Here is a 21,291-nt window from a genome sequence, read left to right on the forward strand (position 1 = left end):
TCTCGCGGCAACCTTTCGGCGGCCGGCGGCAACCCAGGGTCGTCCGGCCACGCGGCCGGCGTCAGAGGCAGCGACCGAAAGAGAGCACCGACATGTCCCCTCGCCCACCCACGCCGCGCCATCGCGGCCGCCGGCTGTTCCAGCGCCGGGGTTTCTGGGCGGCCGTCGTCCTGTCCGTCGTGACCGGTTCCGTGGTCGTGGTCAGCACGGCCTCGGCGGACACCGTGGACCCGAAGTCCTGGTACGTCCTGGTCAACCGCACCAGCGGTGAGGCGCTGGACGGCTCCGCCTTCGCGAAGAACGACGGTGCGGCCGTGGTCCAGTGGGGCCGGCACGACGGGGCCAACCAGCAGTGGCGGTTCATCGACGCGGGTGACGGCTACTACCGGCTGCAGAACCGCAACTCCGGCAACGTGCTGGACGACTACCGCTGGTCGAAGACCGCCGGCGCCGCCATGGTGCAGTGGCACGACCTGAACGGCGCCAACCAGCAGTTCCGCCTCGAGAAGTCGCCGGACGGCCACGTGCGCCTGATCAACCGCTTCAGCGGCATGGCCGTCGAGGTCCCCGCCGGCTCGAAGACCCCCGGCACACGCATCGCCCAGTACTGGGACTGGGGCGGCGCCAACCAGCAGTGGCAGCTCGTCCCGGCCGGGAGCGTCGATGGCACCGCCCCGCCCACGACGGCCACCACACCGCGCACCAGCGTGACGCCGCCGAGCCAGACCCCGAGCAGCACCCGCCCGGCGCCGGCGTCGTCGACACCCACCACCGGCCCCCGGGCTTCGACGACCCGGTTCATGGGCAGCGACACGCTGCTCATCGGCGGCTCGATGAACGACGCCTCGGCCGCGGCCGCGCCGTTCGACATCCGCTACAACTACGTGCACAGCCAGCCCGCGCCGTCCTCGGACTACTACACGGCGACGCGCTGCAAGCCCGAGTGGTCGAGCTGGTGGGGCTGCTGGACCGGCGAAACCACCGCGCCCGGCTTCTACGTGACCTGGGGCGACCAGCACGTGGCCCAGGCCACCTACCAGGGCAAGCCGCGCCCGCAGAAGTACCTCTGGACCTGGTACTCGCTGCGCGACCTCGGGGACGCGGCCGGTCAGGGCGACGGTCCCGGCGAGGTCGTCGCCATCAACCGGACCGACCTGCTGACCCGCTACCTGAACGACTACCGCTTCTTCCTCCAGAAGATCGGCAAGTCGCAGGACATGATCGACATCGAGCCCGACTTCTGGGGCTACGTCCGCTCCCTCGGCAGCCCGCACCAGGTCCCCGCGCAGGTCAAGGCCGCGAACCCGACGGACTGCGGTACGCAGGAGAACAGCGCCGCCGGCCTGGCCCGTTGCCTGGTCGACATGGTGCACAAGTACGCGCCGAACGCGGGTGCGGGCCTCCACCTCACCTGCTGGGACTGGGAAAACAACATCCAGGGGTGTGTGAAGGACTACGCGGAACTCGGCGCGAAGAACGCCGACTTCCTGGTCACCGACGTGTCGGACCGCGACGCCGGCTGGTACGCGAAGCCGGCGAACGGCGGCCGCAACACCTTCTGGACCGAACAGCAGGGCGCGGCCACGCTGAAGTTCTACAAGACCATGGCCGAATCGGTCGGCAAGCCCGTGGTTCTCTGGCAGGTCCCGGTGGGCAACATGGCGCAGGACAACACCTTGAACCACTACCAGGACGACAAGGTGGACTACTTCTTCTCGCACCTGGACCAGGTGGCGGACGCGCACGTCGCCGCCATCCTGTTCGGCGCCGGACAGCAGGAACAGACCTCGGTCGAGACCGACGGCGGCAACCTGATCAAGAAGACGATCGCGTACCACAACTCGGGTGGGACACCGCTCAGGTAGCCGGCCGGTGACCGCGCCCCCGGGAAAACCGGGCGCGCGGTCACCGGCTCCTCGGCCACACTGTGCCGGTGTTGCTGACCATCACGACCACCCGGAAACCGGCCACCGACCTGGGCTTTCTCCTGCACAAGCATCCGGAGAAGGCGCAGTCGGTCGCGCTGTCCGCCGGCACCGCGCACGTCTTCTACCCGGAGGCGTCGCCGGACCGCTGCACCGCCGCCCTGTTCGTCGAGATCGATCCTGTCGAACTCGTCCGAGGAGGCGGGACGTCGCTGACGCAGTACGTCAACGACCGGCCGTACGCCGGGGGCTCGTACCTCGCGGTCGCGCTGCGGGCCGCGTTCACCACCGCGCTCGCCGGGCGGTGCACCGCCCGGCCCGAGCTCGTCGACGTGCCCTTCGACCTGGAGATCCACGTGCCGTCGCTGTCGGCCCGTGGCGGGCCCGAGGTCGTGCACAAGCTGTTCGAGCCGCTCGGCTGGCGCGTTTCGGCGACACCGATCCCGCTCGACCCGCAGTTCCCGCAGTGGGGCGACAGCCGCTACGTCGACCTGCGGCTCACCGGCGTCCAGCGGGTCGCCGACGCGCTGCGCCACCTGTACGTGCTGCTGCCCGCCCTCGACGGCGACAAGCACTACTGGGTCGGCCAGGACGAGGCCGACAAGCTGCTGCGCGCCGGCGACGGCTGGCTCGCCGCGCACCCCGAGCGGACGCTCATCACGAACCGCTACCTGGAGCGGCGCCGCCCGGTCGTCGCGTACGCCCTTTCGCGGCTGGCCGAGGCGGACGACGTCCCGGCGGAGGCCGAAGCGCTGGTCACCGAGGTTCCGGACAAGCCGGAGAGCCTCGCGTCCCAGCGTCACGGCAGCGTGCTCGCCGCGTTGCGGGCCGCGGGCGCCCGGCGCGTGCTGGACCTCGGCTGCGGCCCCGGCGCGCTGCTGCGCGTGCTCGAGAAAGAACGGTCGTTCACCGAGATCGTCGGCGTCGACGTGTCGAGCAGTGCGTTGAACATCGCGGAGAAGCGGCTGAAGGACACCTCGCGCGTCACGCTGCGGCAGTCCGCGCTCACCTACGCCGACCCGGCGCTGGCCGGCTTCGACGCCGCCGTGCTCATGGAGGTCGTCGAGCACGTCGACGCCGACCGCCTGCCGGCGCTGGAACACGCGGTGTTCGGCGTCGCGGCGCCGCGCACGGTGCTCGTCACGACCCCCAACGCGGAGTACAACCGGCTGTTCGAGTTCCTGCCGATGGGGCATTTCCGGCACGCCGACCACCGGTTCGAATGGACCCGAGCCGAGTTCCGCGCCTGGGCGGACAGCGTCGCGACCCGACGCGGCTACGACGTCCGATACGTGCCGATCGGACCGGAGGACCAGGAATCGGGACCGCCGACCCAGATGGCGGTCTTCACCACCCACAAGGAGGTGGCCGCGTGAAGCTGACCGTCCCCGACATGGCGCTCGTCGTGCTCGTCGGCGCTTCCGGCTCCGGCAAGTCCACGTTCGCGCGCACGCACTTCGCGCCGACGCAGGTGCTCTCCAGCGACTTCTTCCGCGGGCTCGTCGCCGACGACGAAAACGACCAGTCGGCGAGCGCCGACGCCTTCGACGCGCTCCACTACGTCGCGGCCAAGCGGCTCGCGGCCGGGCGGACGACCGTCATCGACGCGACGAACGTCCAGCGCGCTTCGCGGGCGAGCCTGGTGAAGCTGGCGAAGGAGCACGACGTGCTGCCGACGGCGATCGTGCTCGACCTGCCGCTGCCGGTCTGCGTCGCCCGCAACGCCGGGCGGCCCGACCGCGACTTCGGCGACCACGTGGTCCGGCGGCAACGCGGCGAGCTGCAGCGTTCGCTGAAGTCGTTGGAGCGCGAGGGTTTCCGGCGCGTGCACGTGCTGCGGTCGGAAGCCGAGGTGGCCGAGGCGGAGATCGTCGTCGAGCCGCTGCGCAACGACAAGCGCGAGCTGACCGGGCCGTTCGACGTCATCGGCGACGTCCACGGCTGCGCGGCCGAGCTCGAGGAACTGCTGGCCGAGCTGGGGTACGTCGACGGCGTGCACCCGGCCGGGCGGACCGCGGTGTTCGTCGGCGACCTCGTCGACCGCGGGCCGGACACCCCGGGCGTGCTGCGCCGGGTGATGGCGATGGCGTCGTCCGGCAACGCGCTCGTCGTGTGCGGGAACCACGAGCAGAAGCTGGTGCGCGCGCTGCACGGGCGGAAGGTCAACGTCGCGCACGGGCTCGCGGAGTCGCTGGAGCAGCTCGGCGCGGAGAGCGAGGAGTTCCGCCGCCAGGTCCACGAGTTCTGCGACGGCCTGATCGCGCACTACGTCCTCGACGGCGGCAAGCTCGTCGTCGCGCACGCCGGGCTGCCCGAGCGCTACCACGGGCGCGCGTCCGGACGGGTGCGCAGCATGGCGCTCTACGGCGACACGACCGGCGAGACCGACGAGTACGGCCTGCCGGTGCGGCTGCCGTGGGCGCGGGACTACCGCGGGTCGGCGATGGTGCTCTACGGGCACACGCCGACGCTGGAGGCGGAGTGGGTCAACAACACCATGTGCCTCGACACCGGCGCCGTGTTCGGCGGCAAGCTGACCGCGCTGCGCTACCCGGAGCGCGAAGTCGTCTCGGTGAAGGCGCACCGGGTCTGGTACGAGCCGACTCGCCCGCTGGATTCCGCGCGGCCGCTGGGTGGGCGCGAGCCCGCGGTGCTGGAGCTCACCGACGTCACCGGGAAGCGGATCGTGCAGACCGCGCACCACGGCCGGGTCGGTGTCTCGGCGGAGCAGTCGGCGGCGGCGCTGGAGGTGATGAGCCGGTTCGCGGTCGACCCGCGGTGGCTCGCGTACCTGCCGCCGACGATGGCGCCGTGTTCGACGTCGACGCGCGAGGACTACTTGGAGCACCCCGAGGAGGCCTTCGCCGAGTACCGGACGGCCGGCGTGCAGTCGGTGCTGTGCGAGGAGAAGCACATGGGCTCGCGGGCCGTCGTGCTGGTCTGCCGGGACGACGAAGTGGCGTACCGCCGCTTCGGGATCCGCGGCGGCGGGGCGGTGTACACGCGGACCGGGCGCCCGTTCTTCTCGGCGGCGCAGAACGACGCGCTGCTGGCCGACGTGCGCACGGCGGCGGCCGGGCTGTTCGAGGAGCTGGACTCGGGGTGGTTGCTGCTCGACGCCGAGCTGCTGCCGTGGAGCGCGAAGGCGGGTTCGCTGATCGCCGACCAGTACGCGTCGGTGGGGGCGGCCGCCCAGGCGGTGCTGCCGTCGGCGGTCTCGGCGCTGGCGACGGCGGCCGCGCGGGGCATCGACGTCTCGGAGCTGCTGGCGCGGACGGCGACCCGGGCGTCCACAGTGGACTCCTACCGGACGGCGTACCGGCGCTACTGCTGGCCGACGGCGGGCCTGGACGGCGTGCGGCTGGCGCCGTTCCAGCTGCTGGCGTCGGAGGGGAAGGCCTACCACGACCGGCCGCACGCCTGGCACCTGTCCGTGCTGGACCAGCTGACCGGACCGCGCTTCCAGCGCACCCGGACGCTCGAGGTCGACCTGCTCGACGACGCGTCGGTCGCCAAGGGCGTCGCGTGGTGGGAGGAGCTGACGGCGGCCGGCGGCGAGGGCATGGTCGTCAAGCCGGCGGCGAACCTGACCCGGGGCACGCGCGGGCTGGTCCAGCCCGGGGTGAAGGTGCGCGGGCGCGAGTACCTGCGGATCATCTACGGCCCGGACTACACGCTGCCGGAGAACCTGGAGCGGCTGCGCAAGCGCGGGCTGAACCGGAAGCGGATGCTCGCGCTGCGCGAGTACGCGCTGGGGCTGGAGGCCCTGGAGCGGGTGGCGCGGGGCGAGCCGCTCTGGCGCGTGCACGAGTGCGTGTTCGCGGTGCTCGCGCTGGAGTCGGACCCGGTGGACCCGCGGCTGTGAGCCGCTTGCAGGAGGTCAGGCCGTCGAGGACAGCGCACCCTGGTTCTCGGCGGCCCACTCGGCGAGGTGCGCCAAGGGACCCCTGGCGAAGGACGCCCCCAACGGCGTGAGTTCGTAGACGGCGGCGTCGCGCCTGGCTTCCTGGGGCGTCCGCGCGATCAGGCCACGCGAGGCCAAGCGCCGGAGTGACTCGGTCAGCGCCTTGTCGCTCGCCCCGGCGATGCGGTCCAGGAGAACGCTGCGCCGGGTCGGTCCCATCCGGAGAGCGGAGACGACAACCGGGTCCCACGTGTGCCTGACGAGTTCGACCGCGGCTCGGACGTGGCAGTCCGAGACGAAGGTCTCGCAGCCCTGTTCGTTCACTTGTCCAGCCTCCCACCCGCGCTCCTACCGATTGGCAGGAACGGGTTTCTTAGCGTCGTCGTGACACCTCACGAGATGAAGGAGACCATGGTGAAGATCGGACTGCTGGGGACCGGAAACCTTGCGGTGGCGCTGGGAAGCGCATGGGCGGGCGCCGGGCACTCGATCGCGGTCACCGGCCGTAGCCCCGACCGGGCGAAGGCCGCCGCGGAGCAGATCGGTGCCGCCGCGACGCCGGTCGACCCGGGCCGGCTCGCGGGCCAAGCCGATGCCATCGTGGTGGCGATCGCCTGGGACGGGCTGGCGGAAGCACTGGAGCTCGTCGGCGGGGCGGAGGGGAAGCTGTCGGGAAAGACCGTGATCGATTGCACCAACGCCGTGGACTACGCGACCGGGCGCTTGCTCCCGGAGACCGGGTCGGCCGCCGAACTGGTCGCCGACGTCGCGGTCGGCGCCCACGTGGTCAAGGCACTGCACCTGTTCGCCGGCGCATCCTGGCCGTTCACCGGCGAGCAGGAGGCGGCACCGGTGGTCGCGATCTGCGGCGACGACACCGACGCCCTGGATCGGACCGCCGCGCTGATCGGTGACCTCGGCGCACGGACCGCGGTATCGGGCGGGCTCACCGCCGCCCGGCAGGCCGAGGAAGCCGCCGGGTTCGTGATGCGGGTGGTCGCGGCCGGCGCGAACCCGCGCTTCGCGGTTCCGGACGTGGACCCCGTCCTCCTCCGCGCGGGGACCTCGGACTAGTCGGCTTTGGTGGCCGAGGAGTCCTTCGCGGGCTTCTCGGCCGCCTTCGGCGCCTCGGTCTTGGCCTCGGGTTCTGCAGCCTGCTCCTCGGCCGAGGCCGGCGGGTCGTCGAAGCTGGCCGGGACGCGCTTGAGGTGCTTGGTCATCGAGCGGACCAGGAAGGCCACCGCGATGAGGAACAGGATCAGCACCAGGAAGCCGACCGGGGAGGACTTGCCGAAGTCCTCCCCCTGCCCGCCGTTGTCGCCGTTGCCCGGCTGCTGCGTCAGCACCAGGGCCGACGCGGTCACCGGAAGCGCCACGCCGGCCGGCAGCGTCAGACTCATGTGTTCACCTTCTCCTCGATGCCCGCGAACAGGTCGTCCTCCGGCAACGTGCTGTCGACCAGCGACTTGACCAGCTCGTACTCCTCGGTCGGCCAGACCTCGCGCTGCATCTCCCGCGGCACGGCGAACCAGCGGCTGGTCGGGTCGATCTGCGTGGCGTGCGCCTTGAGCGCCTCGTCCCGCACCTCGAAGTATTCACCGCACTCGACGCGGGTCGTCACCCGCTCCATCACATCGCCCCGCTCGGGGTCCCAGTTGGCCAGCCACTCGGTGTACGGAGACTCGAGACCGGCCGCCTTCAGCGCCTCGTCGAACAGGAGCATCCGGGCGCGCGAGAAGCCGTGCACGTAGTAGAGCTTCAGCGGCTGCCACGGCTCGCCGGCGTCGGGGAAGCGCTCCGGGTCGGGCGCCGCGTCCCACGCCGCCATCGACACCTCGTGGGTGCGGATGTGGTCGGGGTGCGGGTAGCCGCCGTTTTCGTCGTAGGTGGTGATCACGTGCGGGCGGAACTCCCGGATCACGCGCACCAGCGCCTCGGTGGACTCCTCCAGCGGCACGACGGCGAACGACCCCTCGGGCACCGGCGGCAGCGGGTCGCCCTCCGGCAGGCCGGAGTCGACGAAGCCCAGCCAGCGCTGGCTCACGCCGAGGATCTTGGCCGCGCGGGCCATCTCCTCGCGGCGGATCTCGGCCATGTTGGCCAGCACCTCGGGCCGGTCCATGGCCGGGTTGAGGATGCTGCCGGCTTCGCCCCCGGTGCACGTGACGACCAGCACCTCGTGCCCCTCGGCGGCGTAGCGCGCCATCGTGGCGGCACCCTTGCTCGACTCGTCGTCCGGGTGCGCGTGCACCGCCATCAGGCGCAGGCGCGGGTTGGCGGTGTTCCTCAGCTCGTCGGCGTCCACCATGCTCCGAACGACTCCCCTTCTGCCCTTATTCCGCGACCCACCTGCAGGCCGCCCACCCAGCGGGCGGATACTCGGGACGTACCCGCGTCACCATTGTCCAGACGGGTACGACAAGAACGAGCAGGAGGCCCGGGTTGGCAGGCGGACCGGCGGAAACGGCAGCGCCCGCGCTGCTCGCGGACCGGTACGGGACCAAGCGCGCCACGCCGTCCCGGCGGTGGCGGCGCTGGCTCTTCCTGGCCATCGCCCTGCTGGTCAGCGGCCTGATCGCCTGGATCGCGTACGTCAACCTCGGCTCGGCGCCGATCGACGCCGAGCGGATCGCGTTCAGCGAAAAACCGGGCAACGCGATGGAGATCACCATCAACGTGACCCGGGACGACGACAACCGGCCGGGCGTGTGCGTCGTCCGCGTCCGCGACAGGACCGGCGCCGAGAGCGGCCGCAAAGAGCTCCTGATCCCCGCCGGCGTGAAGTACAGCAGGATGAGCACGACGATCAAGAGCATCGGGGAACCGGTGACCGCCGACGTCTTCGGCTGCTCGTACGACATACCACGCTACCTGTCAACCCCATAGCGGCCAACGGGGTGAACCGCGCGCCCAACGCCCGGGGCGCGGGGAAATAACGGGCGTCGACCTCTCGCGCCGTGATACTCTGACCCCTCAGCACGGCCCGCGACGGGCCGTGTTTTTCCTTTATCTCAGCCACGCGGGACCGACGCCCGCGTGGGCCGGCTTGAACACGCAAGCCTGGCAGGCCCGACGAGGAGATGGTGACCGTGAGCGACACCAAGGTGACCTGGCTCACCCAGGATGCCTACGACCGGCTCAAGCACGAGCTCGACGAAATGATCGAGAATCGGCCGGTCATCGCCGCGCGCATCAACGACAGCCGCGAAGAAGGTGACCTCAAGGAAAACGGGGGTTACCACGCGGCTCGCGAGGAGCAGGGCCAGGCCGAAGCGCGCATCCGGCACCTGCAGGAGCTGCTGCGCTCGGCCAAGGTCGGCGAAGCGCCCGCGAACGACGGCACGGCCGGCCCCGGCAAGGTGCTCACCGTGCGCTACGAGGGTGACGACGAGGACGAGAAGTTCCTGCTCGCCACCCGCGAAGAGGGCGCGGAGGGCGAACTCGACGTGTACTCCCCGGAGTCGCCGCTGGGCAAGGCCCTGCTCGGCGCCAAGGAGGGCGAGTCCCGCGAGTACGAGCTGCCCAACGGCAAGGTCCAGAAGGTGACGCTCGTCAAGGCGGTTCCGTACACCGACGAGAAGTAGCCCGGTTAGCGTGTCCTCCCAGGATCCACATTCTGGGAGGACACCGCCGTGAGCACCGAACCGATGTGCCAGGCCTGCGGCATGCAGTACGCCGAGGCCCGTGAGAACTGCCCGGTCTGCGAGGACGAACGCCAGTACGTCCCGTTGTCGGGGCAGCAGTGGACGAACCTTTCCGTGCTCCGCTCGAGCGGGACCTACACGCCGCGGATCGAAGAGCAGGGCCCTGGTCTGGTCGGCGTCGGCTCGAACCCGGGGTTCGCGATCGGCCAGCGCGCGCTGCTGGTGCGGGCCCGCTCGGGCAATTTCCTGTGGGACTGCGCGGCGTACCTGGACGACGCGCTGGTGGCGCAGGTCAGCGACCTGGGCGGCATCACCGGCATCGCGATCAGCCACCCGCACTACTACACGACGATGGTGGAGTGGGCGCGCGCGTTCGACGTGCCGGTGTACGTGCACGAAGCGGACCAGCAGTGGATCGGCCGCCCCGACCCGGCGGTGAAGCTGTGGTCCGGCACGACACTGGACGTCGCCGACGACCTGCGCCTGATCAACCTGGGCGTGCACTTCGCGGGCGGCACGGTCCTGCACTGGCCGGACGGCGAGGAGGGCCGCGGAGCGCTGCTGTCCGGCGACATCGTGCAGGTGATCCCGGACCGCACGCACGTCGGCTTCATGTACAGCTACCCGAACTTGATCCCGGAACGCCCGAGCGTGGTCCGCCGCGCGGCGGAGCTGCTGGCCGGCTACCGGTTCGAGGCGATCTACGGCGCTTGGTGGGACGCGATCGTGCGAACCGACGGCTTCGAGGTCGTGCAGCGGTCGGCCAAGCGGTACCTGGCCCACGTGGCCGAGGAGGGCTGAGCGCGCGATGTCATGAACGACTCTTTCATGGCGTCTGACGTCATGAAAGAGTCGTTCATGACGTCCGGGCGGTGCGTTCGAGCAGGGGGCGGACCCGCGGCGGCACCGGCGTCGACAGCGCGATCGACGTCGAGGTCCGCAGCACGTCCGGGACGCCCACGACCTCGTCGATCACGCGCTGCAGGTCGTCGTTGCCGCGGGCCACCATGCGGACGAACAGGTCGCCCTGGCCCGTTGTCGCGTGGACTTCGCACACCTCGTCGATCGCCGCCAGCGCCTCCGCGACCTCGGCCCGGCGGCCCTGGGCGATCTCCAGGACCGCGAACGCCGTCAGGCCGTAGCCCATCGCCGCCAGGTCCAGCTCCGGGGGGAAGCCGCCGAGGATGCCGCGCTCGGTCAGGCGGTCCAAGCGGGCCTGGACCGTTCCGCGCGCCACCCCGAGGCGGCGGGCGCACTCCAGCACCCCGAGGCGGGGCGAGTCGGTGAGCAACAGCAGCAGTCGCGCGTCCAGCGCATCCAGGTTCTCCGACATACACAGATTGTCCATGATGACGGCCGATATCCGGAGATCACGAGGCAGATTGCCCAGTGAAAATCGAGACCATTGCACATCTTGACGATCAGGGCCGATCCTTCGAGGTATGACCCAGACTGCCGAACCCCAGGGTGCCCTCGACGACGTCAGCTATGACCAGCTGCGTCAGCTGGTCGGGCTCGTCGACCACGACGCCTCGACCGACCCGTTCCCGGTCAAGGCCATGGACGCGGTGGTGTTCATCGCCGGCAACGCCACCCAGACCGCCTGGTACTACCAGATCGCGTTCGGGATGCAGCTCGTCGCGTACTCCGGTCCCGAAACCGGCGTCTACGAGCGCAAGTCCTACGTGCTGAAGTCCGGCTCGGCCCGGTTCGTCATCACCGGCGGCGTGAAGCCGGACTCGCCGCTGCTCGACCACCACCGCAAGCACGGCGACGGCGTCATCGACCTGGCGCTCGAGACCACCGACGTCGACAAGTGCGTCGAGCACGCCCGCGCGCAGGGCGCGACCATCCTCGAGGAGCCGCACGACGTCTCCGACGAGCACGGCACGGTCCGTGTGGCGGCCATCGCGACCTACGGCGAAACCCGCCACTCGCTGGTCGACCGGTCGCGCTACAACGGCGTCTACCTGCCCGGCTACGAGCCGCGCGAGAGCACGATCAAGCGGCCCGAGGGCGCGCCGAAGCGGCTGTTCCAGGCCGTCGACCACTGCGTCGGCAACGTCGAGCTCGGCAAGATGGACTACTGGGTCGACTGGTACCACCGCGTCATGGGCTTCGTGAACATGGCGGAATTCGTCGGCGACGACATCGCGACCGAGTACTCGGCGCTGATGAGCAAGGTCGTCTCGAACGGCAACCACCGGGTGAAGTTCCCGCTGAACGAGCCCGCCGTGGCGAAGAAGAAGTCGCAGATCGACGAGTACCTCGAGTTCTACGACGGTGCCGGCTGCCAGCACATCGCGCTGGCCACCAACGACATCATCGCCACGGTCACCGCGATGCGCGCGGCCGGCGTCGAGTTCCTCGACACGCCGGACTCCTACTACGACGACCCCGAGCTGCGCGCCCGGATCGGCAACGTCCGCGTGCCGATCGAGGTGCTCAAGGAGCACAGCATCCTGGTCGACCGCGACGAGGACGGCTACCTGCTGCAGATCTTCACCAAGCCGATCGGCGACCGCCCGACCGTGTTCTACGAGCTGATCGAACGGCACGGCTCGCTGGGCTTCGGCAAGGGGAACTTCAAGGCGCTGTTCGAGGCGATCGAGCGGGAGCAGGAGCGCCGCGGCAACCTCTGACATCTCGTCTCGGCGAAGGCCACTGTAGGAGACCTCCGGGTCCCCCTATGGTGGCCTTTGACGTGATTCGGGAACCGTCGGCGTCCCGGCTCCGTCTGTGTGGGTGGAGGGAAGGGGGCCGGGATGCCGGACAGCATCGACGCCAGCGACGCGATGATCGACAACTGGACCAAGCGGCTCGAGGAGAACGCCGCCCGGTACCAGGCGCTGGCCGATCGTATGCAGGGCCAGACGGTCACCGAGCGCTCGAAGGACGGCACCGTCCAGGTGACGATCGATTCGCGCGGGCTGCTGAAGAACCTCGTCATCGCGGAATCCGCGGCCGGGAAGCGGATGGCCGAGGTGTCGGCGCAGGTGATGCAGCTGGTGCAGCGGGCGCAGGCGCGGATCCCGGAGCTGCTGCAGCAGGCCATGTCCGAGACCACCGGCACGGGCGACCAGGCCGCGGCGGAGATCGTCCGCGAGGCGCAGAGCACGTTCCCGGCGCCGCCGCCCGAGGCCGAGCCGGCGTTCCCGGAACCCGACCGCGTCCGCCGGTTCCTGCCGGAGGAGGCGGACGAGCCGCCGCGCACTCCGCCGCCGTCTCCGCCACAGCCACAGCCACAGCCGCGTCGCCGCCGTCCGGCCGACGACGATGACGACGACTTCGGCGGATCGATCCTGTCCTGAGGGGGAAAACCGTGGCAGACGTGGAACTCAGCACCGACCTCACGGCGCACGCGAAGCAGCTCGACGCCATCGGTGACGGGCTGCAGCAGGCCGTCGACGCGGCGAACCAGGTGAGCATGCCGACCGATGCGTACGGCATTCTCTGCCAGCCGTTCCGGATGATGCTCGACCCGGTGGAGCAGTACGGGATCGACGCGCTCAAGGACGCCGTGCAGGCGATGACGGCGGTATCAGGCAAGGTGCGCGAGGCCGCGGCGGCCTACCGCCGGTACGAGACGGGCGTCGCCGACGATCTGAACAAGTCCGCGGGCGGCGCGTGATGCCGGAGGGCAACCCGCTCGTCGCGCAGGCGAAGCAGGATCCGGACGGGCCGGGCGCGTTCACCGCGGGCAACGGCGACTACGGGTGGGCAGGCGGCATCGGCATCGCCGAGTCGTCGATGGACGCGTTCAACGGCATCAAGGACGGCGACTGGGTTTCCGGCGGCCTCGGGATGCTGTCACTGGCGGGCGAGGTCGCCGGCGCGGCGATCGACCCGTTCGGGTACCTGATGTCGTCGGTGGCGTCGTTCCTGATGGAGCACGTGCAGCCGTTGAAGGACATGCTGGATTCGGTGGCGGGCAACCCGCCGGTGATCCAGTCCTATGCGGACACCTGGGGCAACGTCGCGAAGGCGCTGGGCGAGCGCAAGACGGACTTCGACAACGCGGTCAAGAACGGCACGACAGGCTGGACCGGCGCGGGCGCGGACGCGTACCGAGCCTTTGCGGCGGAGCACTCGGACGCCCTGTCGGGTGCGGCGACGGTGGCGGGTGCGATCAGCACGGTCACGATGATCATGGGCCAGGTCGTGTCGTTCGTGCGCGAGACGGTCCGGCAGCTGATCGCGGACCTGGTCGGCAAGCTCATCGCGTGGGTGATGGAGGAGGTCTTTTCCCTCGGCTTCGGCACCCCGGTGGTGGTGGCCCAGGCAACGGCGGCGATCGCCAAGTGGGGCAAGAAGATCGGCGAGCTGCTCAAGAAGCTGACGGACACGATCCGGAAAGTGTCGCCGCTGCTGTCGAAGCTGGTGGACCTGTTCGAGAAGATCGCGAAGGTCTTCGGGAAGGTGCTGGGCAAGGTCAGCGGCCTGGACGGGCTGAAGGTCAAGGAGGGCGGCTTCGTTCGCAAGATCCCGAACGAGGGCGGCGGGGTGCGTGCGCGTGCGCATGGGGACGGTCCCGACGGTTCGGACGGGGACGGTCCTGACGGCTCGCGCGACGGTTCGTCCGGTTCGGATGGGGACGGGCCGGACGGTTCGCGCGACGGTTCTCCCGGTGCGGACGGGGATTCACCGAGCTCCGACCCGATGAACACCGACCCCGGATCACGCCGGAGTTCGAGCCGGGACGGCTCGCCTTCCGCGCACGGCGAGGATGGTGCGCCGTCGCCCGCGGGCGACGGGTCGCCGGAGGGGAGCCGTTCGGGAGACGGCCCACCGTCGGCCACCGACCCCTCGCCGACCCGGTCGCCCTCACACGGCGGCGACAGCAGCCCCTCAGCGGCCCGGGGAGGGGACAGCACACCGCACGGCGGCGACGGCAGCCCCTCGCCAGCCGGCCCCTCGCCCACTCGAGGTGGCGGCGACACCGCTCCCTCACCCACCCGGGGCGCGGACAGCACGCCGCACGCCGGCGACACCAGCCCCTCGCCCACTCGAGGTGGCGGCGACACCGCCCCCTCACCCACACGAGGTGCCGACAGCACACCGCACACCGGCGACACCACACCCTCGCCCGCCCGGGGTGCCGACAGCGCACCGCACACCGGCGACACCAGCCCCTCGCCCACACGAGGTGGCGGCGACAGCACTCCCTCACCCACACGAGGCGCCGACAGCACACCGCACGCCGGCGACACCACACCCTCGCCCGCCCGGGGTGGGGACAGCTCGCCGTCGCGTGGGGGTGATGGTGCTCCGGATTCCGGGCACTCGCCTGCCGCCCGGGCGAATGGGTCCGGGAGCGATGCGCCCAGCAGTGCCGCACCTCCGCGGGCCGACGGGTCGACCTCGGCCAGTGGCACCGCGCCCGCCGCTCCGCGGACCGGTGCCAGTGCCGGTGAGGCCGTGCCGTCGCCGCGGGGTGGCGGTGACGGTATTCCGCCCCAGGGTGGGCAGCCTGCGGTGGGTGGCATGCCGCCCGGTGGTGGGGTGCCCGGCGGTGGGGGTGGTCTTGGCGGGAGTGCTTCGCCGCGCACCGGTGGGGCCGGCTGGACCGGTACCCCGGGGACTCCCGGTGCCCACGTCGACGCCCCCGGGCGGCCGCGCGCCGGCAGTGACCTCCCCGCTGGACGCACGCCCGAGCCCGCCCCCGCGGCTCGCGGCTTCGGACCCGGCACGCACGGCCCCGACACCCGTCCGGGCGGACCCGCACCCAGCCGCCCCGGTCCCGACACCCGGCCGGGTGCGGGCAACCCTGGCCCAGACACCCGTCCGGGCGGACCCGCGCCCAGCCGCCCCGGTCTTGACACCCGGCCGGGCGGAGCCCACGGCCCCGACAACGCCAACCCCGCACGCACCGACACCCGGCCAGGCAGCCACGGCCCGGACAGCGACACCCCCGGCCACAGCCCTCACGACAACAGCCCCCACGACAGCACCCACGACGGCAACCCGCACCACGACGCCCCCACCCCGCCCGACCCCGACCTCCCGCACCACACCGACCCCCTCTCCCCGGACGAAGTCAACGCCCGGCACGCCGAAAGCACCCCCGCGGGCAGCTCCTACCACGCCGGCGACCCCGACATGGGCGACCTGCCGCACCGCGTCCAGCCCGACCCGGACGGCCGCTACACCGTCGATGTGCACGTCACTCCCGATGGTCATGCCCGCATCGGGGGCCGGCTCTACACCCCCGAGGAATTCGCCGATGTCCTGCGGCGGAACGGGGACTACGACGGGCGGCCCGTCCGGCTCATCGGGTGTGATGCCGGGTCCAACGACTTCGCGCACCGGCTCTCGCGGGAACTCGACACCGAGGTGCTCGCGCCCAGCAAGCCCGCCTGGACCGACTCGCACGGGCGTGTCTTCTCCTCCGACTACGAGATCGGCCCGGACGGAAAACTCCGCCCGCGGATCCCGCCGGACGGCGAATGGAGCGTCCACCGCCCCGACGGCACCACGCACGCCGCCGGTGATGGCGGCTTTGCCCCGGACACCCGGCACCACGATCCGCACGATGTCGATGCCGGCAGCTCGCGGCACCGTGGTGACGACGATACGCGGCAGCGGCAGCAGCCCGGCGCCGGCCAGGACCCCGATGCCGTTCCCGAAGACCGGAACCCCCTTTCGCGGCAACAGGAACGCGAACTCACCGATCCGCAGCACCAGGCCGAGGTCCGGCGGAACCCGCAGCACGGCACGGACTTCACCCCCACCGGCGGGGACTCCGTTCCGGTCGGGCCGGGCAGCACGCACCCGGACGCGCCGCGGCCGCCGCACGCCGGTGAGCGCTTTCCGGGCGACCAGCCACTGCAGCCGAACCGGTCGTACCAGGTCGCCGACGCCGACGGGAACCCGCGCGGTACCTACCACACCGACGGCACCGGCCGCGTCACGCACATCGACACGGCGCACCCGAACGTGCCGCCGCGGCTGGCCAACGGCGATCCGAACCCGGCCTACCACCCGAACCCCGACGTCACCCACCCGCACCCGGACACCACCTACCGCGTCGAGGTCGACGGGCACCACCAGACCTTCCACACCGACGCGGACGGCGTGCCGCATCCCTCCGTGCAGTACCACCGGCCGGACTTCGCGGGCGAGACGGTCGACATCACCCCGGACCACCCGAACGCTCCGGGGCCGAGGCAGTCCTTCGCCGAAGGCGGGCCCTACGAGCCGCACCGCCGGTACGACGTCACCGACTCCAACGGCGTCCACCGCGGTGTCTTCCACACCGACGCGCAGGGCCACGTCCGGTGGGCGGAGGTCGAGTCGGGCCGGATCGCCCGGACCAACCCGGACTGGCGCGCCATCAACAACCTCCCGGGCAACCCCGAGGTCCACCTGCGGCAGCGGTTCGACCCGGACGCCGAGGTGCCGGCGGGCGTCCGGGATCCCGAGCGGTTCCGCGGGGCGCAGCAGCACGACGTCCGGCTGCCCAGCAACAGGTCCTTTTTGGACAGCAACCCGGACCTGCAGCCGAACTCCCGGTACGTCGTGCACAGCAGCTACCGGGAAGGCGACGCCAGGATCGACCAGATCCGGTCGGTGTACTGGACCGACGGCAATGGCAACGTCGCGGCGGTCGAGACCTTCCGGCCGCACCACCCGGACCTCAACAACCCGGCGCCGAACATGGTCTACGACGTCGACGGCGGCCGGTTCACCTACCAGACCGGGCCCCACGTCGACGGCGCCCCGGCCCAGACGGTGCACGGTCACTCGCAGCGGCCCCAGGTCGCGGACGAATGGGAACTCTCCCGGCGGGACGGCACGGCGCAGGGCGATTCCGGTCGCCTGGGCGCGGGCATGGGCCTCTACGACGGCGGGCACATCGCCGGCAACCAGTTCCGCGGCCCCGGCGAGCTGATCAACATGATGTCCCAGTGGCGGCCGCAGAACCAGGGCTGGCCGAAGCAGGCAGGCCCCGACCACTGGTACGCCTTCGAGACCGACCTGGCCAACCACCTCAAGCGGGGCGGCAAGATCGACGGCATCGACGTGTTCCCGCTGCGGCACGACGGTGATCTGGTCCCACACACCATCCAAGTACGGTGGGTCGAGGTGGACGCGGCCGGCGTCAAGGTCGTCCACATGCGCAGCTTCCCCAACACCCCGGCCGGAGCGCCCTGATGCGCCCGGCCGCGGCACCAGAAAGGACCGGCACACATGCCTCGTGACGCCTCGCAGTGGCGGGAGCCGTCTCACGAAGTGGGCACCGCCCTCGTCGACGTCGCGCCCCCCGGGTGGCGGCGGATCGACCTGGTGAGCCGGGTCAACGTCGACGTCCAGGACTTCGTGCTGACCGTGCTGATGGCGGACGGCAGGCAGGCGACCGTCCCGGTGCCGGACCGGGTGGTGCCCGCCGTGCGCCGCATGCGCGACGCGTACTACGTGCCCGGCGAGGGCACGTGGTTCTCGATGCGGTACATGATCAACCCGCCCGGGCGCATCCAGACGGTGTTCAACCTGGACTGGGACCCGCACTGGTCGCCGTCGATCGACCCGGCGGGGTGGGTGCGCGACCTCGACGCCTACCCACGCGACCCGGAGAACATCCAGCCGTGGCTGCGCGCCCGGCTCGCCGAGGCGGGCCGTCCGGTGCCCGAAGACGTCCCCGCCGAGCGACCGCAGCCGCCGCTGGACCCGGTGGGCCAGAACTGGTACTGGGACGCGATCTCGAACCTCGTCGTGCTGTCCGCGCCGCCGGACTGGACGCAGGTGATGCTCACCTACCGGGCGATCGGCGGGTACACCGAGCTGCCGTCGATGGTGCGCCGGGCCACCGACGGCGGGCTGGTCCTGTGGGAGCCACCGCAGGAAGTCACCGAGCTGCTCGCCGAGCTGCGGGCGGCCATGTACTACCCGGACCGGGGAACCTGGTTCCAAGCCGTCGCGCACGTCTCGCCCAACTCCGCCATCGAGTACACGTACACGTGGGACGACGAGCCGGCGTGGGACGGACCCCGCCCGGTGGCCGAGTTCGCCCGCGAGCTCGCGCAGTTCCCGCGCAGCGGCGAAGCACTGCCCGGCTGGCTGGCCGAGGTGACAGGCGCCGTGGCGACGTCGTCGAGCCCGGACGACCCCGAAGCGGCAGCCACGGAAGCCCTGCGCGCCGCCGAAGACGCGGCGGCCGAGCTCGAGATCCCCGCCGCCCGCTACCGGATCGGCGAGGTCGCCGACGGCGCCTGGTGCCTGGTCCGCGAGGACGACGGCTGGGCGGTCTTCCGGGCCGAGGGCGACCAGCGGCGGGAACTGGCCACCTTCTCCACCGCGGCGGAGGCGGTCCGCTACTTCGTCGGTCACCTCTACCTCGACCGGACGGCGTTGCGCGGCGAACTGCCGCCGGACGCCAAGCGCCCCACCGGCCAGTGGCCGATCCAGCCCGTCGGCGGTGACGCCGGCTTGCAGATGTACGGCGGAAAACGCCTGGTCACGCTGCCGCCGGGCACCGAGATGGACCGCTACGGCGACCCGGACGGCAACACGCTGTACGCGGCGCGGACCGAGTGGCCGCACCGGTCGGAACCGGACGAGGTCCAGGGCTGGGCCTACCACGTGTACCGCCTGCGCCGGCCCGTGCGAGCCGTCACCGGCACGGTCGTCGCCTGGTACGACCAGCCCGGCGGCGGGACGGCGTACGTGCTGGAGCGGCCGGTCGCCGACCTCCTGGCCGACGGCGCCGTCGAGGAGGTCCCGCAGGCCACGACCCGGCCACCGGCGGCGGAGGACCGATGACCACCCCGCCGGTGCCGCTGAGCCCCGAGCAGCAACAGCAACTCGTCAACCGGATCGGGCACGGGCTGGCGTCGCTGGCCCCGCCGGGCACCTGGCGGCAGGTCAGGGCCGAATACCGCGCGGCCGGACGGCACATCGAAGCCGACGTCGTCGTCACCGGCCAGGACGGCGTGCCGCGGGCGATCCAGCCGCCGCCGGAGCTGCTCCAGCTCCTGGGCACGCTGCGCGCGGGCATGTACCGGCCGGGCGCGGGCACCTGGCTGGGCGCGGTGCTGACCGTCGACCCCGTGCGGGGCGTCGGCGCCGACTTCGAGCTCGACCGGGAGCCGCAGTGGCGGCGCACCCCGCCGCCGATCGGCTTCCAGGACGAGCTGCGGGCGTTCCCGCGCGACGGCCGGAACGTCCCGGAGTGGCTGCGGCGGCGCGCGGCCGGACCGGCCGAGGAGGAGGGCGTCCGGACCCCGCGGATCCACGACGGCCTGGACGCGGGCGGCCGCCCGCTCGTCCGGCGACCGCCGGTGGCACCGGCCGAAGCCGAGCAGCTGCTCGCCTACCTGGACGCCGCCCCGGTGATCCTGGCGTCCCGCAGCAACGGGCCCGACGCGTTCGCGCCCGAGCGCACGGACGCCGTCCCGCTGAACTTCCGCACGGACGGCGTCTGGGCGTGGCCCGGCGCGGTCGCGTACTACCTGCGCGAACACGGCGTGCCGCCGGACCCGGAGCTGGTCGCCCACATCCGGGCCCGGCGCTACACCGCACCCGGCGAGGTCACCGAAGCCGCCACCGACCTGGCCCTGGCTGCCATCACCGCTCAGACGACGACGTAACCCGCGTTCGCCAGCGCGAACTCGACTTCTTTGCAGTGCTCGGGCCCCCGGGTCTCCAGGGCGAGGACGACATCGGCCTCACCGAGGTCGAGGCTGCCGGAGATGCGCGAATGCTCGACGTCGAGCACGTTCGCGCCCAGTTCGCTGACGCACGACAGCACGCCGACCAGCGAGCCCGGGCGGTCCGGGACCCGCAGCCGCAGCCGCAGGTAGCGGCCGCCCGCGGTCATGCCGTGCTGGATGATCTGGAGCAGGAGCACCGGGTCGACGTTGCCGCCCGACAGGATGGCCACCACCGGGGGCTCGAACACGCCGGGGTGCTGCAGCAGCGCCGCGACCGTCGCCGCGCCGGCCGGCTCGACCACCAGCTTGCGCCGCTCCAGGCAGAGCAGCACGGCGCGGGACAGGAACTGCTCGGACACCGTCACGACGTCGTCGACCAGCGATTCGACGTGGGCGAAGCTGACCAGGCCGGGTTCGCCGACCGCGATCCCGTCGGCCATCGTCGACGTCGTGCTCAGCCGCACCGGCGCGCCCGCGGCCAGCGACGGCGGGTACGCCGCGGCCTCCTCGGCTTGGACGCCGACGACGCGGACGTCCGGGCGCAGCGCCTTCACCGCCGAGGCGACGCCGCCGACCAGCCCGCCGCCGCCGGTCGCGACCAGGACCGTCTTCACGCCCGGCACCTGCTCGAGGATCTCGAGGCCGACCGTGCCCTGGCCGGCGATGACGTCCGGGTGGTCGAAGGGGTGGATGAACACGGCCCCGGTCCGCTCGCCGAACTCGATCGCGGCCCGGAGCGTCTCCTCCAGGAGCGCGCCGTGGAGGTGGACGTCGGCGCCGTAGCCGCGGGTGGCGGCGAGCTTCGGCAGCGGGGCCCGCAGCGGCATGAAGACGGTGGACTTGGCGCCCAGCAGCGACGACGCCAGCGCGACGCCCTGCGCGTGGTTGCCGGCGCTGGCCGCGACGACGCCCCGCTCGCGCTCGGCCGGGGTGAGGCCGTGGATGCGGGTGTAGGCGCCGCGGATCTTGAACGACCCGGTCCGCTGCAGGTTTTCGCACTTCAGGTGCACTGGGCCGCCGTGGAGCCGGCGCAGGTCGCGCGCGTGCTCCATCGGCGTCACCCGGGTCACTCCTTTGAGGAGTTCCCGGGCGGCCTGGATCCGCTCGAGGGTGACGAGTTCCATGCGCCGGACTATGCCACTCAGGAACTCCACAGGTTGACCGGACCG

The 21,291-nt window shown here is 71.8% G+C and carries 18 protein-coding genes; 13 read left to right on the forward strand and 5 right to left on the reverse strand.

Annotated elements, in window-relative coordinates; all coding sequences use genetic code 11:
* Positions 1 to 92 precede the first annotated feature (92 nt).
* The 3 genes from BLW76_RS42190 (at position 93) to BLW76_RS42200 (ending at position 5,790) form a co-directional block, all read left to right on the forward strand.
* Positions 93 to 1,865 (forward strand): RICIN domain-containing protein, encoded by a 1,773-nt coding sequence (locus tag BLW76_RS42190; protein ID WP_091317817.1) that lies wholly within the window; start codon positions 93 to 95, stop codon positions 1,863 to 1,865.
* Positions 1,866 to 1,933: 68 nt separating this feature from the next.
* A complete protein-coding gene (locus BLW76_RS42195; protein ID WP_091317819.1) occupies positions 1,934 to 3,301 on the forward strand; it encodes a 3' terminal RNA ribose 2'-O-methyltransferase Hen1 in 1,368 nt (455 codons plus the stop codon).
* Positions 3,298 to 5,790 carry a polynucleotide kinase-phosphatase gene (locus BLW76_RS42200; RefSeq protein WP_091317821.1) on the forward strand — a complete coding sequence of 831 codons (2,493 nt, stop codon included), beginning with the start codon at positions 3,298 to 3,300 and terminating at the stop codon, positions 5,788 to 5,790. Before BLW76_RS42195 ends, BLW76_RS42200 begins: the two co-directional genes overlap by 4 nt.
* A gap of 15 nt (positions 5,791 to 5,805) precedes the next feature.
* Here the strand turns inward: BLW76_RS42200 and BLW76_RS42205 are convergent, their stop codons facing one another.
* A complete protein-coding gene (locus BLW76_RS42205; RefSeq protein WP_091317822.1) occupies positions 5,806 to 6,153 on the reverse strand; it encodes a winged helix-turn-helix transcriptional regulator in 348 nt (115 codons plus the stop codon).
* Between the two features lie 90 nt (positions 6,154 to 6,243).
* Between BLW76_RS42205 and BLW76_RS42210 the strand changes: the two genes are divergently transcribed.
* Positions 6,244 to 6,903 carry an NADPH-dependent F420 reductase gene (locus tag BLW76_RS42210; protein ID WP_091320550.1) on the forward strand — a complete coding sequence of 220 codons (660 nt, stop codon included), beginning with the start codon at positions 6,244 to 6,246 and terminating at the stop codon, positions 6,901 to 6,903.
* Here BLW76_RS42210 and BLW76_RS42215 read toward each other — a convergent pair.
* On the reverse strand, positions 6,900 to 7,229 hold the full coding sequence (locus BLW76_RS42215; RefSeq protein WP_091317824.1) for a hypothetical protein: 330 nt from the start codon (positions 7,227 to 7,229) through the stop codon (positions 6,900 to 6,902). The two genes, BLW76_RS42210 and BLW76_RS42215, sit on opposite strands and share 4 nt — an antisense overlap.
* A complete protein-coding gene (gene mca / locus BLW76_RS42220) occupies positions 7,226 to 8,137 on the reverse strand; it encodes a mycothiol conjugate amidase Mca (protein ID WP_091317825.1) in 912 nt (303 codons plus the stop codon). The genes BLW76_RS42215 and mca overlap by 4 nt, the downstream gene beginning before the upstream one ends.
* A 134-nt stretch (positions 8,138 to 8,271) precedes the next feature.
* Here mca and BLW76_RS42225 point away from each other — a divergent pair, with 134 nt between their 5' ends.
* The 3 genes from BLW76_RS42225 to BLW76_RS42235 all read left to right on the forward strand — a co-directional run bounded on the left by BLW76_RS42225 (position 8,272) and on the right by BLW76_RS42235 (position 10,274).
* Positions 8,272 to 8,715 carry a DUF4307 domain-containing protein gene (locus BLW76_RS42225; protein ID WP_091317827.1) on the forward strand — a complete coding sequence of 148 codons (444 nt, stop codon included), beginning with the start codon at positions 8,272 to 8,274 and terminating at the stop codon, positions 8,713 to 8,715.
* A 194-nt stretch (positions 8,716 to 8,909) separates the two neighbouring features.
* Positions 8,910 to 9,413 carry a transcription elongation factor GreA gene (greA, locus tag BLW76_RS42230; protein ID WP_033263569.1) on the forward strand — a complete coding sequence of 168 codons (504 nt, stop codon included), beginning with the start codon at positions 8,910 to 8,912 and terminating at the stop codon, positions 9,411 to 9,413.
* 48 nt (positions 9,414 to 9,461) lie between these two features.
* A complete protein-coding gene (locus BLW76_RS42235) occupies positions 9,462 to 10,274 on the forward strand; it encodes an MBL fold metallo-hydrolase (RefSeq protein ID WP_091317828.1) in 813 nt (270 codons plus the stop codon).
* Between the two features lie 55 nt (positions 10,275 to 10,329).
* Here BLW76_RS42235 and BLW76_RS42240 read toward each other — a convergent pair whose 3' ends face one another.
* Positions 10,330 to 10,806 (reverse strand): Lrp/AsnC family transcriptional regulator, encoded by a 477-nt coding sequence (locus tag BLW76_RS42240; protein ID WP_091317830.1) that lies wholly within the window; start codon positions 10,804 to 10,806, stop codon positions 10,330 to 10,332.
* 109 nt (positions 10,807 to 10,915) lie between these two features.
* Between BLW76_RS42240 and hppD the strand changes: the two genes are divergently transcribed.
* From hppD to BLW76_RS42270, 6 genes are all read left to right on the forward strand, one after another.
* Positions 10,916 to 12,115, forward strand: coding sequence for a 4-hydroxyphenylpyruvate dioxygenase (gene hppD / locus BLW76_RS42245; protein ID WP_091317831.1), 1,200 nt, complete (start codon positions 10,916 to 10,918; stop codon positions 12,113 to 12,115).
* Positions 12,116 to 12,238: 123 nt separating this feature from the next.
* Positions 12,239 to 12,784: a YbaB/EbfC family nucleoid-associated protein gene (locus BLW76_RS42250; RefSeq protein WP_091317833.1), complete on the forward strand. Its 546-nt coding sequence runs from the start codon at positions 12,239 to 12,241 to the stop codon at positions 12,782 to 12,784.
* Positions 12,785 to 12,795: 11 nt separating this feature from the next.
* Entirely contained in the window at positions 12,796 to 13,104 is a 309-nt protein-coding gene (locus tag BLW76_RS42255; RefSeq protein WP_091317835.1) for a type VII secretion target, read from the forward strand.
* Entirely contained in the window at positions 13,104 to 17,627 is a 4,524-nt protein-coding gene (locus BLW76_RS42260; protein WP_091317836.1) for a DNA/RNA non-specific endonuclease, read from the forward strand. The genes BLW76_RS42255 and BLW76_RS42260 overlap by 1 nt, the downstream gene beginning before the upstream one ends.
* Before the next feature lie 36 nt (positions 17,628 to 17,663).
* Positions 17,664 to 19,232 carry a TNT domain-containing protein gene (locus BLW76_RS42265; protein ID WP_091317838.1) on the forward strand — a complete coding sequence of 523 codons (1,569 nt, stop codon included), beginning with the start codon at positions 17,664 to 17,666 and terminating at the stop codon, positions 19,230 to 19,232.
* Positions 19,229 to 20,059 carry a ferredoxin gene (locus BLW76_RS42270; RefSeq protein ID WP_091317840.1) on the forward strand — a complete coding sequence of 277 codons (831 nt, stop codon included), beginning with the start codon at positions 19,229 to 19,231 and terminating at the stop codon, positions 20,057 to 20,059. The genes BLW76_RS42265 and BLW76_RS42270 overlap by 4 nt, the downstream gene beginning before the upstream one ends.
* Here the strand turns inward: BLW76_RS42270 and ilvA are convergent.
* A complete protein-coding gene (ilvA, locus tag BLW76_RS42275; RefSeq protein WP_091317841.1) occupies positions 20,044 to 21,246 on the reverse strand; it encodes a threonine ammonia-lyase in 1,203 nt (400 codons plus the stop codon). The two genes, BLW76_RS42270 and ilvA, sit on opposite strands and share 16 nt — an antisense overlap.
* Between the last annotated feature and the right edge of the window lie 45 nt (positions 21,247 to 21,291).

Source organism: Amycolatopsis tolypomycina, from assembly GCF_900105945.1.
GTDB classification, from domain to species: domain Bacteria; phylum Actinomycetota; class Actinomycetes; order Mycobacteriales; family Pseudonocardiaceae; genus Amycolatopsis; species Amycolatopsis tolypomycina.